Raw genomic sequence first — 15,552 nt, 5'->3', positions numbered from 1 at the left:
AGGCTGTGTTGGCGGTATATCCACGATGCGATATTCGTCTCGATGTAAGCAGCAACCCGCCCTTGATACCCTTTCCGGGTATGTTTAAGCTGGTTCGCGGTTCTATTTCTTGTGCCATACAGCTCGGTACTCTGTTGTTAGCCTGAAAGTGCCACTTGTTGAGCAACCCACGCAAAACGAACGACCAGGAATTGGCTGAAGCGACCGCTGACTCTGCAACTACCGAAGTGCTGGTTCGCCGGTGTATCGAGGGAAACCACGATGCGATGGAACAGCTGTACGAGCTGTGTAGCATCCGCGTCTATGCGTTGCTGGTTCGCGTGGTGGGGCGGCAGGACGCCGACGATGCTATGCAGTTGACGTTCATGCAGGTTTTTCGCAAGCTTGATCGCTTCAGCGGTAAGTCAAGTCTCGAAACATGGATTTATCGAGTAGCGACCAACGAGGCTTTGCAATTGCTGCGACGTCGTAGACGACATGAGGTCGACTCACTCAGCCTCGACCCGGAATCCGAAGCGAGTCAAAGTGAACTACGCATGGAGGATGCAGAGATACTCGATGCTGGCCTCGCCAAGCTGGAGCCGGAGCTACGTGTTGTGCTCACACTGAAAGAAGTGCAGGAGCTTTCCTACGCCGAGATCGCTGTGATCATGGACATTCCCGAGGGCACGGTCGGGTCGCGATTGAATCGAGCGCGACGCGAGTTGCGTGACCACGTTGAGAGGCTCGGGTGGGGTTGAGAAGAGAGAGGCGAGAGGGGGAGGCAAAGAGAAAACGGGATCAAAGTCTCCATGTCTCCCCCTCTCCGTGTCTCAGTACGGGCAGCCGACGGTGCGGTCAATTTGGGCGATCGTGCCGGCAAGCGTGGCATTGATACGCGCGAGCTGGGTCTCGAACATCAATAGCTCCCGGTAGGTTTCGACGAGCGTAAAGAAGTCGGTGCGCTCGCCGCGATAGTCGGCGATCGCCAATTTCAACGTGTCTTCCGTTCGCGGAACGAGTCGCGTTTGGTAGATATCGGTCTGCTCGACAAGCGAGTCTGCTTGAGCGAGCAGGCGGCGCAAACGACCGTAAATCTCATACCGTTCGGCCTCGAGCCTATCTTGGGTGCTGCTCGTGCGGCGGCTGGCTTCGCGAATACCTGCATTGATCTTTTCTCGCCAAATCGGCAGGGTCGTGCCGAAGCTAATGCTGAGATTGTCGTTGCCGTTGGCGACGGGGCTGATCACATTATGGTTGTCGCTGATGATGCCCCAATTCAACCCCACCATGAAGTCGGGATACTGTTGCAAACAAGCAAGCTTCTGCTTTTGGCGATCGCGTTGGATTTCGGCTGCGAGCCCACGGAGATTGGGATTGCACTGCTCGGCCTGCGCAATCAATGCGTCAAGCTGCATCGGTGCGTCGGCAACGCCGAGTTCTTCCGTTGCTTCGGCCATCAATGAAACGGGCTGTTGCAACAACGCCGCGAGGTCAGCTTGAGAAACCTCTTTTTGTCGCCGAAGCTGAACCAACTGATCGTCCAACCGATCGATCTCTAGTTGAGCGCGGAGTACGTCTTGCTGTGTGCCGCCCGAACGATAGCGAGCTTCGGCGACCCTGGTCAGGTCGTCGACGAGATCCCGGGTTTCCTCGATGATCTGCATCGCTCGAGTCGCGTACCAAACTTCATAATAAGCAAGGCGAACCGATTCGGTGATCTGTCGTTCGATGCCCTCGAGTTCAGCCTGAGCCATCTGAGCTTCGCGGCTGACAATAGCACCCTTCGTGCGTAGTTTGTCTGGGAACGGCACGCCTTGTTGCAGCGACATTTGGTTGGCGACGCGACCCGCTGCCGTTTGGGTTGCATTGTTCTCTAAAGGCCAGAACGTGTTGTTGAACTGCGGATCAGGCAGGGCGGTGACCTGCGGGATTCGGTCCATTTCGGCTTGGACCCGTTGACGGGCTGCTCGGATGCTGGGGTGTGTGACCAGGGCTTGCTGCACAAAGTAGTCGACCGGTTGGCCAGAGTGGGAAGGTTGGGAGAAGGGAAGAGTGGGAGAGGGGGAGGGAGGCTGGGAGTCACTGTCGCTCGTCTCGCCGCCTGTTTCGAGAAGTTTGCTGAATGGCTTTTCTACAATTTTGACTTGAGGTTGCGCTACGGGCGCAGCGAAGACCGGAGCACCTTCGTTGCTGTCATTTACCAATTGAACGTCTTCGTATCCGACCGATCGAAGGTCGGATAATTCCCCACTGGATTGCTCCTTGGCGTCATTCCCGGCGGCTTCCGGAGCTATACGGCTGACTACCGGAGGCGATGTCGCGTGCGTCGCCAAACTGGTTTTCGACGGTCCGGTGGCACAGCCACCTGTGGAGCATGCGATCAGCGATAACGCCAGAAATCGGCGTTTTCGTGAGCTAGAAATATTATTTTTTTGACGCTGTGGCATGACAAACTGGCTCCATCCAGTTACTCTTCGATTACAAAGTTTAGAACGAATTGAAATCCGTCTTGAACTTTTGAGCCCGATTTGCGATATACTTTGGCATACCGGGTCCAGGTATCTGTTTCGGGAAAACCAGGTGTATCGCTCGCGTTTAATTCGCACTGTCGCTAATCTTTCACTGATCGTCGTAATGATGATTCAGCCGGGGATTGCGTTGGCCCTTGCGAATGATTGCAGCGTGAAGTGTGCTTCCGCCTACGTTTGCGACGGCTGTGGATGCTGCCAAGTCGCCTCACCGGAACAGAAGTGCTCTTGCTGCGATGGCGGCGAACCTGCCGCGGCCGAAAAAACTTGCTGCATGGGCGAAGCAGAATCAGACAGCGCGGCAGACAGCTCTGTTGAGATGACGCAGTCCGACGAAATCCTGGAACTCCAGGTCATCACAATCAGTACAGCCGAACCCTCGGTTGCTGCGGATTCGGATGTGGCCATGAGCGGCGAAATTGCGGACGTCGAACTCACTTCCACCTGTCGTTGCGGAGTGGAAAGCTCGCCGCTGGGAGAGTCTGCGCCTGCTCGCCCCACGCTTCCGATCCGAGACTCGGTTGCAATCCGACACTCGGAATTGGATGACCTCTTCGGTGGCCCGCTTCTTCCACAACGCCCAAGCAGCGTTCGTAGCGAGGATTTCATGCGGCCCCATTTCTCTCAAATCCAGCTCTGTATCTGGCGACTGTGATTGTAACTGTTTAGGCAGTTTCACAGGCGTTTCATGACGCAGTCTACAGTCGCGTGGACGTACTGAGCCAACGGCGTAAGCCCTGGGACCTCTGTATGCCGTTCTTCCCACGCAATATCCGCAGCTAGTTCGTTCGAGCAGTCCACAATCCCTTTTAATTGACAAGGTGGTATCTGAATATGAACCAAGATAACCCCAACAAAGATATCCAGCCTGATCAGATGGGAACGTCGGCGACCTCGCTATCGAGCAATGCGATCAACGTTGATGCTGGTGTGCCTATCGCAACCGCGAATCCAAAGGACGAGTCGACGCCTGAGACATCTGCGAGTGAAACAGAACCGAATGAAGAGGCCGCGATTGACTCGCCGGTCGTCGAGACGCGCGTTGGTGGTTTCGGATGGCTGCTCCGCGTCGGTGTGAACGCGGTCGTTGTCACTGCACTCGCTGCACTCATTCTATTGATGATCGGTGTGGCACAGCGATCTGAATGGGTGACGGCAAATGGGTTTTCCGGTGGCGGCGACGGCGAATCAGTTGCCGCTACGGATGGAGGCGAAGAAAAACGCTACATCTGTCCCATGATGTGTACTCCACCGTCGACGGAACCGGGACGTTGTCCGGTGTGCGCGATGGAGCTAGTCGAAGCGACTGGAGGCGGTGGCGGCGACGGCATTTCGGTCACGATTGAATCGTCTGCACGTCGCTTGGTTGGAATTCAAACCGCGACCAGCAAGATGGGCGAAGTCAATCGCACGATTCGCACCATCGGTTCGATCGACTTCGACGAAAGCCGACTGTCCACGATCTCCGCCTATATCGACGGGCGATTGGAAGAGTTGTATGCAGATTATGTGGGTGTCGAAGTGAAAGAGGGCGATGACCTCGCACTCATCTACAGCCCGAAACTTTACTCCGCGCAGACCGAGTATATCACCAGCCTAGAAAGCAATTCGATGGGGCGTTTTAGTGTTAACAGTCCTGACATGAAGGCGATGGCTCGTGAGAATCTGAATGAACTCGGAATGACCACCGCTCAAATCGAAGATCTGCGTAAAAGCCGCAAGCCGCAATCGCGTATCCGTATCAAGTCGCCGCAGACGGGAACCGTTTTAGAGAAGGCTGCTGTCGAGGGCGACTATGTAAAAACCGGGCAAAAGATTTATCGCATCGCCGACCTGGCATCCGTTTGGATGATGCTGGATCTGTTCCCTGACGATGCCGCATCGGTGCGGTTCGGTCAACAAGTCGAAGCGGAGATTCAGTCGATGCCGGGCGAGGTATTTACCGGTCGCGTCGCGTTTATCGATCCAACTGTCAGCCCGACGACTCGGACGGTGCGAGTACGAGTCGAAGTGATGAATTTTGATGGCAAACTTCGTCCCGGAGATTTCGCGACGGCGCGCATCAGCGTCCCCGCCATCCCGACCGACATGGTCTACGATCCCGCTTTGGCAGACAAGTACATTAGTCCCATGCACCCCCAGGTCATCCGCGACGAACCGGGTGAGTGTCCGCTCTGCGGCATGGACCTAATCCCGACGTCACAACTGGGCTATTCATCCGAACCCGTTGAGTCTCAACGTGTCGTCACCGTACCACGTGAATCAGTGCTACTGACGGGGCAATACGGTGTTATTTATGTTGAAACCGAACCGGGACGGTTTGAAATTCGCCGCGTTACCGTTGGCGCAATGAATGATCATGATGCGATCATTGTCGAGGGGATGGCAGCGGGCGAGACCGTTGCAACGAACGGCAATTTCCTCATCGACTCGCAGATGCAGCTCGCAGGCAATCCATCGTTGATGGATCCCAGTAGAGCGCCGAGCTTTTCACCTGGACCGCTTAACCTTCCCACACGCGACCCGGCCATGTTGGCAGGCGAATCCGGCGAGCAGTTCGACCGAGCCTACGACGCCTACTTCGAGATTCAGTGTGCGATGGCTGCCGACTTGACGCCTCCACCAGTTGCGCTCAACACGCTGCTGGATTCACTAAACAAGCTAGAGATGTTGCCTGACGTTCCCGACGACGCCCAGACACAGTTTGCGGCAGCGCGACGCGGTGCCGGTCGCATGGGCGGTTCGCTCGAATCCGCTCGCACTGCCTACCGAAGCGTGAGTCACGCGATGTTGAAGGCCACGATATCTGCAATGGGGCCACACACGGCAGGTGGCATCTACCACATGTATTGCCCGATGGTCCCAGGAGGCGGTGGAGATTGGATGCAATCCAACGCTGAGCTTCGCAATCCGTACTGGGGCAATCAAATGCTGGAGTGCGGGGAAGTCGTGGAGGAGTTGGGAGCTGGGCGTGGGGAGAAACAGCTCGCCGTTGGTGGGTCGTTAGGGGTGATGAAATGAGTGAGCGAATTAAGACGCATCGAGATCGAATCGTCTATCAGAAGTCCTTCGCGGCGGGAAAGCGAATCTTTAAATTGTCGAAATCGTTTCCTCGTGAAGAAATGTATTCGCTGACAGATCAGGTGAGACGGTCTTCACGAAGCGTAGGTGCCAACATTGCGGAAGCATGGAGGAAGCGGCGTTACGAGAAACACTTTTGCGGCACGATGAATGTTTCTGAGGCAGAGGCCGCCGAAACACAGGTTTGGATCGAATACGCCGCCGCCCATGGCTACCTTGATGCCGAAACAACTAAACAAGCCATCGAGTTCTACGACGAAATTCTGCGGATGATCGTCGCGATGATTCACGGATCATCGAAGTGGTGCGTTGATTTCAAGGAGGTGGGAGTGAAGGAGATTAGGGAGACGTATTCTATTGAGATTGATTGCCCAGTACTCGATCAACAACTTCTCTTAGCTCCCAACTCCCCTTCTCCCAACTCGGAGCGAAGCGATGCTTAACCTCATCATCCGCTTTTGCGTGAAAGAACCATGGCTAGTCGTCCTACTAACCATTGCCGCGTCCGTCGGTGGTTACTTTGCCTTCAAAGCGGTTCCCATCGACGCGATTCCCAACGTCGGTGAGAACCAGGTAATCGTGCTGACGCCGTGGCCTGGCCGTTCGCCGAAAGATATTGAAGATCAAGTCACCTACCCATTGAGTGTGTCCTTGCTGGCGGTTCCCGGCGCGGAATCGGTACGTGGCAAGAGTATGTTCGGCTACAGCTTCGTCCAGGTGACATTCAAAGACGAGATTGATTTTTATTGGGCACGCAGTCGCGTTTCTGAACAACTCGGCTCGGCCGCGTCTCAATTGCCCGATGGTGTCGTGCCGGAACTCGGACCAGACGCCACCGGTCTCGGGCAGATCTATTACTACACGCTTCAGCCACCCAAAGACGGCATGAGCTTGGCGGAGCTTCGCAGCATGCAAGACTTCGTTGTCAAATACGAATTGCAAGCTGTCGAGGGTGTGAGTGAGGTGGCGTCCATCGGCGGCTACGTTCGCCAATACCAGATTGAAGTGGATCCAGACAAACTGCGGTTCCATAACATCTCGCTCGATAAACTTGCGATGGCAATCCAGGGGTCGAACGTTGACGTGGGCGCTAAGACGGTCGAGACGACTGGCATGGAATTCATCGTCCGCGGCAAAGGTTTCTTGGGTACCGACGGAAATAAAGAGAAAGCGATTTCCGATATCGAAGACACCGTGATCATGCAGCGCGGCGGAGTTCCTGTTCGCGTCCGTGACGTCGCCAGAGTCCAACTTGGTCCCGACTTCAGACGCGGTGCTCTCGATTACAACGGATCCGAAGCGGTTGGCGGCGTGGTCGTGATGCGATACGGCGAGAATCCTCGCGTCGTGATTGATCGGGTCAAGGAAAAGATCGCTGCAATCACGCCGGCGCTCGAAGGTGTGCAAATCCACGGCGTCTATGACCGCAGCGGCTTGATCGACGAGACGATGGCGACGCTCACCCACGCTCTGCGTGATGAGATCATCATCACTGCGATCATCATTCTACTTTTCTTAATGCACATCCGCAGCAGCTTCGTGGTCGCGATTTGCTTGCCTGCCGCCGTGTTAATCTCGTTCATCGCCATGCACGTCGTGGGTGTCGGATCCAACATCATGTCGTTGGCTGGCATCGCAATCGCAATCGGCACCATGGTCGATATGGGGATCATCGTTTCGGAAAACATCTATCAGCATCTGGCCGACTGGGAGAGGGAAGTAGGGGACATCGAGAGGGGGAGACGAGGAGACACGGAGGGAGGAAGACAGGGAGACAAGGCGAGTGATAGCTCCGTGTCTCCTTGTCTCCCTGACTCCCCCTCTCGTTCACGGAGCGACGTCGTTTATGAAGCAACGATCGAAGTAGCCCCTGCCGTCGTTACTGCGGTGGCGACAACCATTGTTAGCTTCCTTCCCGTGTTCTTCCTGACCGGACGGGACTACCGGCTGTTCTCGCCGCTGGCGTATACCAAAACGTTTGCGATTGCTGCTGCGATGATTACAGCGGTCACGATTGTGCCCGCCCTTAGTCGGCTATTGCTAAAGAGCGCGAACTATCGAAAGCGGACGGCACTGGCTGCGGGGATTTCGTTTGCTGGCTTGTTGGCCGCGACATCTCACTTCATGTGGGGCGATGATTTGGCGGCCTACCTCGGTGTCGACACCTGGATCATTACTGCTGCGGCTGGATGTTTAGCATTTGTCTTCGGTTGGCAACTGTTTCGTGAACGCATCCGGCCAATCGAAGAGATCCCTTCAAGTCGCTTCGTACACTGGGTTTACGCAGCACGATTGAAACACGCTCTGAATCACAAAGCGTTTGCTCTGTCGTTTCCGGTAATCCTGCTATTTATCGGCGTCGGTGCTTTTTTTGGAATGCCGACAATATTGCAACCCGTCGAGCGTGTGGCCCGCGTCTTCGGTGCGGAACTGAATGATTTCCCTGGCTACGTCGATGCCAAACATGTCTTTACCGGATTGCAGAGCGATGATTGGATTGCCCTCGACGAAGGGAGTTGGTTCTACATGCCGACCCTGTATCCGGCCGCCAGTTTCTCACAAGCGATGCAGGTGTTGCAGACGCAAGACGTTTTGATCGGGCAGATTCCCGAGGTCAAAGACGTGCTCGGCAAGATCGGCCGCGTTGATTCTGCGCTGGATCCTGCTCCGGCGGCGATGGTGGAAACCTACGTGATGTTGAAACCTGAAAGCGAGTGGCGTGAAGGCGTGACGTCGCGAGACATTTGGGACGAGATCAACCGCGTCGCAACGCTACCAGGTGTCACCCCGGCATCGGCATTGCAGCCGATTGAAGGCCGCGTCGTGATGCTGCAATCCGGAATCAAAGCATCGATGGCGATTCGTATTTACGGCGACGACTTAAGCGAACTGGCAACGGCGGCCATGGATGTCGCAGCGACCTTGAAGAAGTCACCTTTAGTGAATGCCGGCACCGTCAACCCAGACATCGTCCTGGGGAAACCGTATATCGAATTCACGGTCGATCGAGACGCCGCGTCGCGCTACGGCATGAGCGCCTCGATGGTGAACCAAGTGATCGAAACCGCTCTCGGCGGGATGAACCTGATTAAAACCGTGGAAGGCCGGGAGCGTTACCCGGTTCGACTGCGATACAATCGCGACCTGAGAGAGCGAATTGATCAATTGAACCGGCTGCCTGTCGTCACAAACAGCGACGCGGTGGTTCCCCTCGAAGAACTTGCAAAGTTAGAAACCACCTGGGGTCCGGGGGCGATCAACAGCGAGAATGGTCGCTTGGTTGCTCATGTTGCCTTCATGACCAATGGTGCGATGGGCGACCTGGAGTCGGTCGAAGCAATCGAGGCACAGTTGCGTTCAGCACAGTCGTTGCCGACATTTAATCCGGATCATTTGAAACTGCCGACTGGCTATTCCCTCGAACCGGTTGGCAGTTTTCGAAACCAGATTGAAGCCAATCTGCGGCTGATGTGGATCATCCCGGTGGTGATTCTGATCAATCTGCTCTTGATCTACTTTGAGTTCCGAAACTTGCCCATCGCGATGGCGGTGTTCACTGGGATTCCGGTCGCCTTCGCAGGTGGCATGATTTTGGTCGCCTGGATGCACGTCGAACTCAATACCGCGGTCTGGGTCGGCTTCATCGCGTTGTTCGGTTTGGCTGTCGATGATGGCGTCGTGATGGCAACGTACATCCATCAACTTCTGCAGAAACGCCGGATCAAGAGCGTGCAGGACATACGAGACACCGTCTATGAAGCCGGTTTAAAGCGAATTCGTCCCTGCATGATGACGACGGTGACGACACTCGCGGCGTTGATTCCTGTTTTACTTGCCACCGGTCGTGGTGCCGACGTTGCCCGCGCGATGGCGATCCCCGTGTTTGGTGGCATGCTTGCCGAGCCATTCACGTCGTTCATCGTGCCCACACTCTATTCGGCCTATTTGGAAATGAAAATGCGATTCGGTATGAAGGATGAACTTTGGGACGGGACTGAGGACATGCCCGAGGAGGAATTGATGAAAGCAGCATGATTTTTTGAAAAGCTCGTGAAGAAACGAATCGGATCGAGCATCTAAACCAAAACTAACGAAACGGGCGACCGAATGGATTGGTCGTGAAACTTTAACGGAGTCTCAATTATGAAACGCAAAATCTTACTTTCTGCCGCACTGATCGCAGTCACTTCTGTGTCGACCGCCAGTGCACAGCATAATCACGCCGGTCATGCCCATGCGATGCCCAGACAAACGGCAACTGCTCAGGTGAGTCGCTCGGCGACTGGCCCACACGGCGGCTCGCTCAAGCAATCTGGATCCGTCCAGCTCGAAACCGTAGTGTCTCAAGCGGGCATCCAGATGTTCGTCTTTGACCTCAACGGCCAACCGGTGAAGGTCGATCGTGGACGTGGTGCTGCGTCACTTCGTGTGGAAGGCAATGCGAAACGCTATCGCTACGACCTGCTGCCTGACGGCAAAGATGGCTTGACCGCACCTGTCAACCTTTCCCAGATTGCTGGACGTCAAATCGAAATTGATATTCAATTGGTTGGCATTGACGCTGTTCGTGGCCAAGCATTGACACTGAACGAAGTCGCTACGGTGCCCGCCAGCGATCTTCAGCTGGCGTCCGCTGCCATCGCTCGCCAGAAGATTTGCCCGGTCAGTGGTAAACCGCTCGGCAGCATGGGCGATCCCGTTGCCGTGGACGTCAATGGCCAGCGTGTATTCGTTTGTTGTGCTGGCTGTGTCAACGCCGTTAAGTCGGATCCCGCCAAATATGCTGCCGGGCGGCCGCAGATCACGGTCGCGACCGCAACGGCCGCCGATGCCGACGCGATCGCTCGTCAAAAGGTCTGCCCCGTGATGGACGAGCCGCTCGGAGGCATGGGCACTCCGATCAAGGTGACCGTTGGCGACAAACCCATCTACTTATGCTGCAAGGGCTGCATCAAGAAATTGGAAGCCGAACCCGCAAAGTATCTGGCGATGGTTTATGGGGATGCGAGTAGGAAAGCGGGTACCCACGAAAATGGAAGTGTGTCAGCAGGAACTGAGCAAGTGCGTGAAGGAATTTTCAAAGTATCGGCAGCCGATGCCCCCTTCATTGCTGCCCAGAAGAAGTGCCCTGTGATGGATGAACCGCTCGATGCAATGGGCGGACCGTACAAAGTGCATGCTGCGGGCAAGGCGATCTACATCTGCTGTCCCGGATGCGCAAAGAAGATTGCAGCGGAACCTCAAAAATGGTTGGCGGTCCTCGCCGAACAGGGAGTCGACGCACCGATGCTTCGCTAGGAACGAAAGTGAGAGGGGAGACAGGAGAGGGGGAGACACGGAGGGTGACTTCGACGAATACTCCTTGTCTTCCAACTGAAGCAACGCGGGGGCGGTGTCCCTGGAAATCGCGGCATGTTCGCGGTTGAAAGTCACGCCGTCCTCGCCTTTTTACTCTGTAACGACATGGATTGTCAAAATGAATACGAACATCAAACATATCGCAATACTTCTGGTCGCTGCTGGCTTCTTGGTCGCTACCACAGGCTGCACAGCAGTTCGTTTACCATGGTTCGCGAAAAACGAAGACGTGTCATCGATGGATAGCTATATTGCTCAATCTGCGTCCAACATTCAGTACGACACTGCCGTTGACTTCAACAGCAACTATCAGCCGAGCACACTACCAGCGGCAAGCTACACCGCTCCAAAAACGGCACCGCCAAGTGGTGGATCGGGTGGAAGTTGCTCAAATGGCTGCTGCAACTGATACGTGTTTTTCCACGCATCGATGACGTGAGTATCCGGAGAACATCTCAGCGGAATCGTGACCGTGTGATCGTGCTTGAAAGAAACGATCGTTCCACTGCGCCGCAATGTGATGGCCGGGAGAATCCTTCGAGTTCATGCGAGCACAGACGTTGTCGACTAAATCTTGCACGGCCTCAGCTCCGTGATGCTCTACTGCTAAAAGCGATTCGTACATCGTCTTCGCTTCTTCTGTCAGCGCAGTCTGCTTTTCATGCAGTCGCCGGGCGGTTCGCACTCGATAGTCAACAGAAAAAAAATGACGAGCAAGCCCAGCAAAATTGAATTTCCAAGGATTAGCAAATTGGCGACTGATCGGTAACTGATACCAGCGATCTTTGAATGTCTGATACACCTATACCAGTGGAGAGTGGGAAGAATGATGCAGGGGCACAATTCGATTGTTACTCGACGATCGCTTCCATCTTTCTCGTGCGAGTGGCACGTCAATCGACAATGCTCGCATACTTTCGAAACAACGCAACGAGCTCTTCCAACTTTTGATCGCGATCAGCGGATTTACCATCCTCCATCGCTTTGGCAACACATGTTTTGAGATGATTTTCCAAAACGATCTGCCCGACCTTCCCGAGTGCTCCCGTCGCCGCCGAAAGTTGCATCAGGACATCGACGCAGTACTTGTCCTCGTCAATCATGCGGCGAACCGCTTCGACTTGTCCAACAACCCGAGCCAATCGGTGACTCAGTTTTTTCTTCTCGTTGTCGTCAAGCATGGGAATATAGGGAAATATCGAGAACTAACGCGGAAATGGGATCGCAAATTATCCGGGGCGAGCCGCCAGTGTAACTTACCGCAAAAGGCGTCACTAGACGCTGAAAATGCCCAACTCCACGTTCCCGATCGAACGCTTGGCCCACCTGAGGATCGATATCGGGTAAGACAGTGGTTGATCCGGAAAGGCATCAAAGAAGAGATGTGAGCGAGATAGCAACCACTCGCCCCTGTCTGTGCTACATCTTCATCCCGCTCATCATGTTCATTTTCCCGGGTTCGTAGTCAGTGGGATTGCCGAAACGATTGACAATTTCCTCGAATACGCTGCCTTTGGGAATCTCTTCGTCCGTTTCCATCACACGGTGGTATAGATCGTCCGGCAAGACTCTCAGCGTTGTCATCAGCCCCATGACTGACATCGGCCACATTGCACGCATGCCCTTGACTTCGCGACGATTCCAGATCGCTTCTATCATCGAATCGGACATATTCATCGACTTCATTTCTTGCGGGTATCCCGGTGTCGCGAAACCCGGATCGGTTCGCGCCGCGTCGACGGGAGGCCGGTTCGTGATGTTGGCGAGGTAACTCTCCACGGAAGCATTCTGACGGATTCGCGGACCGACTTGACGAGTCATGTGGTTCATCATGTGATGGACCATGTGGCAATGAAACATCCAGTCGCCGGGATTATTGGCGATGAACTCAAAGTCGGTTGCTTGAGCGATTCCAATCAATTCCGTATTGCGAGGTATCCAAGCCGATTTCGGAATGCGCGCGCCTTCATGTCCCGTCAACCAAAACGTGTGGCCGTGCATGTGAACGGGGTGATGTTGCATGGGTGAGAAATCCATGATGCGAACGCGCACTCGTTCTCCATGCTTGACGACCAGTGGCGTTGTGTATGGACCGCTACGTCCGTTGATCGTATGCCAATTCCAATCCATCCGCCAACTATCGGCGATGGTTTGATTGCTATCAATAAAAAAGTTTTGAAAGATCAGCCCGAAGTCGCGATCGACCGGCGGATCAAATACCTTCTTTGGATGGACGATGAACCATCCGACGCTGCCAAACGCTTCCTGCATTGGCACGTGCGAGTGATAGAAGAACGTCCCTTCCTCGTGAACATCAAATTCGTAGACGAATGACTCTCCCGGCTCGATTGGATTCTGAGTCAGCGTTTCGCTGCCGTCGTACTGAACCGGCAATTCGAATCCGTGCCAATGCACTGTCGTTTGTTCAGGCAACTCATTGGTAACAATGATGCGAACGCGATCGCCTTGTGTGACTTCAATCGTCGGCCCGGGCATGCTGCCGTTATAGCCATAGACATTCATCGTGTAGCCGGGCAAGAATTCCCGCTCGACCGCCATCGGGACCAAATGAAACTCCTTCGCGCCTCGCACCATTTTCCAAGCCAGTTTTTTTAAGTCAGGCGCTTCGAAGGGGGCTGGTCCCGCAGCGGCACTGCGAAATCCCGGCATCAATTTGCCGAGGTAGTAGTCGCTGTCAGGATCGTTGCCACGCGAAGGCTTGAATCGTGAGAACCCATCGTATTCGGCTTTCACATCCGAATCCGCAGGCACTTTCGGTTCAGGATGGTTGGAATGCTGTGTATGCCCTTTCTTCATCGGCATATCCTCCATTTCCACGTCCATCGGCTTCTGGGCCTTGGTATTGTCGGCCAGTAGTCCACTGGCCAATCCGCCAGCCGCAGCGAGCGACCCGAGCTTTAAGAATTTGCGACGGTCTTCAGTTGATGACATTTTCTTAATCTTTGCGAGAATGTTGGTGGTGGCGGACAAAAGGTGCAAGTTGGAAGCTAAAGGTCTGAGAGAGAGAATCCGTTTTTAGCACTTCCGTGTCTCCCCCCTCCTTCTTCTACCTTGGTTTCGCAACGGCATCGATGTGGCCAGGAGGCGTTGGTCCCTTGGCGGCCATCAGTCCGCCTTCGAGCAGGAAGCCATCGATCATCACCTCCTGAATTCGGACGTCACGGAACTGATCAATCTGCTGTAAGCGAGCTGCAAAGTACTCGCGTTGTGCGTGCAAGACATCAGGCCAATCGACGCGATTGTCTTGGTAGCCTTCCAACAGCTCTCGATAGGCATGCTGTCGCTGTGGAATGATCACGCGATCGTACTCCGTGGCATGTTGCAAGGCGGTCGCATACATGCGATATGCCATCGCTAGTCGTTCACGCAGTTGCAATTCGACGCGACGAATTTCCGCCTGCTGACGTTGCAAATCACGCCGGGCCTGCAGGACCGTACCCTGGTTTCGATCATAGATGGGCAATTCGAGCCGCACGGCGGCGTTGTAAACTGGATCGTTGTTGGTGAAATTGTATCCAGGTCCGCCGGTGACCACGACGTCGGGAACCCACTGTACCGATTCTCGCTGTAGCGTCGTTTGATCGGCAACGAGTTTTGCTTTGGCCGCGAGAACTTCTGGACTGTCCTCCACCAAGGCGGCGTACACGGTTTCAAATGGTGGCATTGCTTCTTCAGGTCGCAGGCTACCCTCGATTCGTCCGATCGGCATGGTGCAGCCGACGACCGATGTCAATTGCCGAAACGATTCAGCGAACTCATTCTGGGTGTTGAGCAGATCGAGTCGCCGTTGTTGCAATTCGACGTTCGAGCGGTGGATACCCGGCAGATTCGTTTGACCTTGATTGTATAATTCACGTGACGTGACGCTGCCATCCTCAGCGGTTTTAAGCAGCTCCGACTGCAGATTCACTCGCTCCATGGCGGCGAGCGTCTGATAGAAATGTCGCTGGATGTCGTTGCTGACGCGATACTGTTGCGCGATGGCCAAGTGCTCCGAGACGCGTGCGCGTTGCCGGTACTTCAGGCGGCTGAGCTGCAGTTTGTGCGCGGTAACGAACCGCTGTTGAATTTCAAACCCTTGGAATTCACCGGCTGTTCCATCACTGTTGATTTTCTCACCCACGTACATCAAAACGGGATTCGGATACAAGCCTGCCTGCAAAGCTTTCGCGGTTTCGCCGCCAATTTGCAATCGTGCCTGCCGAATCGTGGGATTATTGGCTGCCGCCATGCTGAGCAGTCCGTCGAGCGTGTAACTCGACATCGTTTGAGGATCGGACTCGGCAAAGGCAAGATCGGCGTCGATGAAGCCCGACGGCATCTCGGGAAGCGGCGGCAAGTCGCTGCTGGGCAACACGTGACGAGCGGCGACCCCACCCACCGCGTTTTGGCGAAATGAACCGTCTTGAGCCGTAACTTGCGATGCGCAGGCTACCAATGCAATTGTCCCCAGCACGCTTGATCGTGAGAATTGTCGTTTCATAGTTGTTCGCCCCTGCTCAGACTTGGAATCGGCAATCTCGCCGCAGAAGTCTTTTCGGACCGATACCCTGTTGGGGTACATTGAACTCGACTCGGAATG

Annotated in this window: 11 protein-coding genes; 7 read left to right on the top strand and 4 right to left on the bottom strand. The window is 54.8% G+C overall.

Annotated elements, in window-relative coordinates; all coding sequences use genetic code 11:
* The first annotated feature begins 158 nt into the window (after positions 1 to 158).
* Entirely contained in the window at positions 159 to 740 is a 582-nt protein-coding gene (locus tag SH410x_RS25560) for an RNA polymerase sigma factor (protein WP_473672009.1), read from the top strand.
* 72 nt (positions 741 to 812) lie between these two features.
* Here SH410x_RS25560 and SH410x_RS25555 read toward each other — a convergent pair whose 3' ends face one another.
* Entirely contained in the window at positions 813 to 2,429 is a 1,617-nt protein-coding gene (locus tag SH410x_RS25555; RefSeq protein ID WP_473672008.1) for a TolC family protein, read from the bottom strand.
* Between the two features lie 187 nt (positions 2,430 to 2,616).
* Between SH410x_RS25555 and SH410x_RS25550 the strand changes: the two genes are divergently transcribed.
* The 6 genes from SH410x_RS25550 (at position 2,617) to SH410x_RS25525 (ending at position 11,358) form a co-directional block, all read left to right on the top strand.
* A complete protein-coding gene (locus SH410x_RS25550) occupies positions 2,617 to 3,165 on the top strand; it encodes a membrane or secreted protein (protein ID WP_473672006.1) in 549 nt (182 codons plus the stop codon).
* 179 nt (positions 3,166 to 3,344) lie between these two features.
* A complete protein-coding gene (locus SH410x_RS25545; protein ID WP_473672004.1) occupies positions 3,345 to 5,531 on the top strand; it encodes a heavy metal-binding domain-containing protein in 2,187 nt (728 codons plus the stop codon).
* On the top strand, positions 5,528 to 6,034 hold the full coding sequence (locus SH410x_RS25540) for a four helix bundle protein (protein ID WP_473672002.1): 507 nt from the start codon (positions 5,528 to 5,530) through the stop codon (positions 6,032 to 6,034). Before SH410x_RS25545 ends, SH410x_RS25540 begins: the two co-directional genes overlap by 4 nt.
* Complete coding sequence (locus tag SH410x_RS25535; protein ID WP_473672000.1) at positions 6,027 to 9,626, top strand: efflux RND transporter permease subunit; 3,600 nt, start codon at positions 6,027 to 6,029, stop codon at positions 9,624 to 9,626. The genes SH410x_RS25540 and SH410x_RS25535 overlap by 8 nt, the downstream gene beginning before the upstream one ends.
* Positions 9,627 to 9,734: 108 nt before the next feature.
* Positions 9,735 to 10,889: a hypothetical protein gene (locus SH410x_RS25530; protein WP_473671998.1), complete on the top strand. Its 1,155-nt coding sequence runs from the start codon at positions 9,735 to 9,737 to the stop codon at positions 10,887 to 10,889.
* A gap of 178 nt (positions 10,890 to 11,067) precedes the next feature.
* Positions 11,068 to 11,358: a hypothetical protein gene (locus tag SH410x_RS25525; RefSeq protein WP_473671996.1), complete on the top strand. Its 291-nt coding sequence runs from the start codon at positions 11,068 to 11,070 to the stop codon at positions 11,356 to 11,358.
* Between the two features lie 484 nt (positions 11,359 to 11,842).
* Here SH410x_RS25525 and SH410x_RS25520 read toward each other — a convergent pair whose 3' ends face one another.
* From SH410x_RS25520 to SH410x_RS25510, 3 genes are all read right to left on the bottom strand, one after another.
* Positions 11,843 to 12,130, bottom strand: a complete 288-nt coding sequence (locus SH410x_RS25520; protein WP_473671994.1) for a metal-sensitive transcriptional regulator — start codon at positions 12,128 to 12,130, stop codon at positions 11,843 to 11,845.
* A gap of 238 nt (positions 12,131 to 12,368) precedes the next feature.
* The gene (locus SH410x_RS25515; RefSeq protein WP_473671993.1) at positions 12,369 to 13,901 is read right to left on the bottom strand and encodes a copper oxidase; all 1,533 of its coding nucleotides are present in this window, start codon (positions 13,899 to 13,901) and stop codon (positions 12,369 to 12,371) included.
* Positions 13,902 to 14,016: 115 nt separating this feature from the next.
* Positions 14,017 to 15,453: a TolC family protein gene (locus SH410x_RS25510; RefSeq protein WP_473671991.1), complete on the bottom strand. Its 1,437-nt coding sequence runs from the start codon at positions 15,451 to 15,453 to the stop codon at positions 14,017 to 14,019.
* Between the last annotated feature and the right edge of the window lie 99 nt (positions 15,454 to 15,552).

This window comes from Rhodopirellula sp. SH410, from assembly GCF_055811895.1.
Note: the sequence above shows the minus strand (reverse complement) of the source record. Positions and strands in the feature narration are given on the sequence as shown.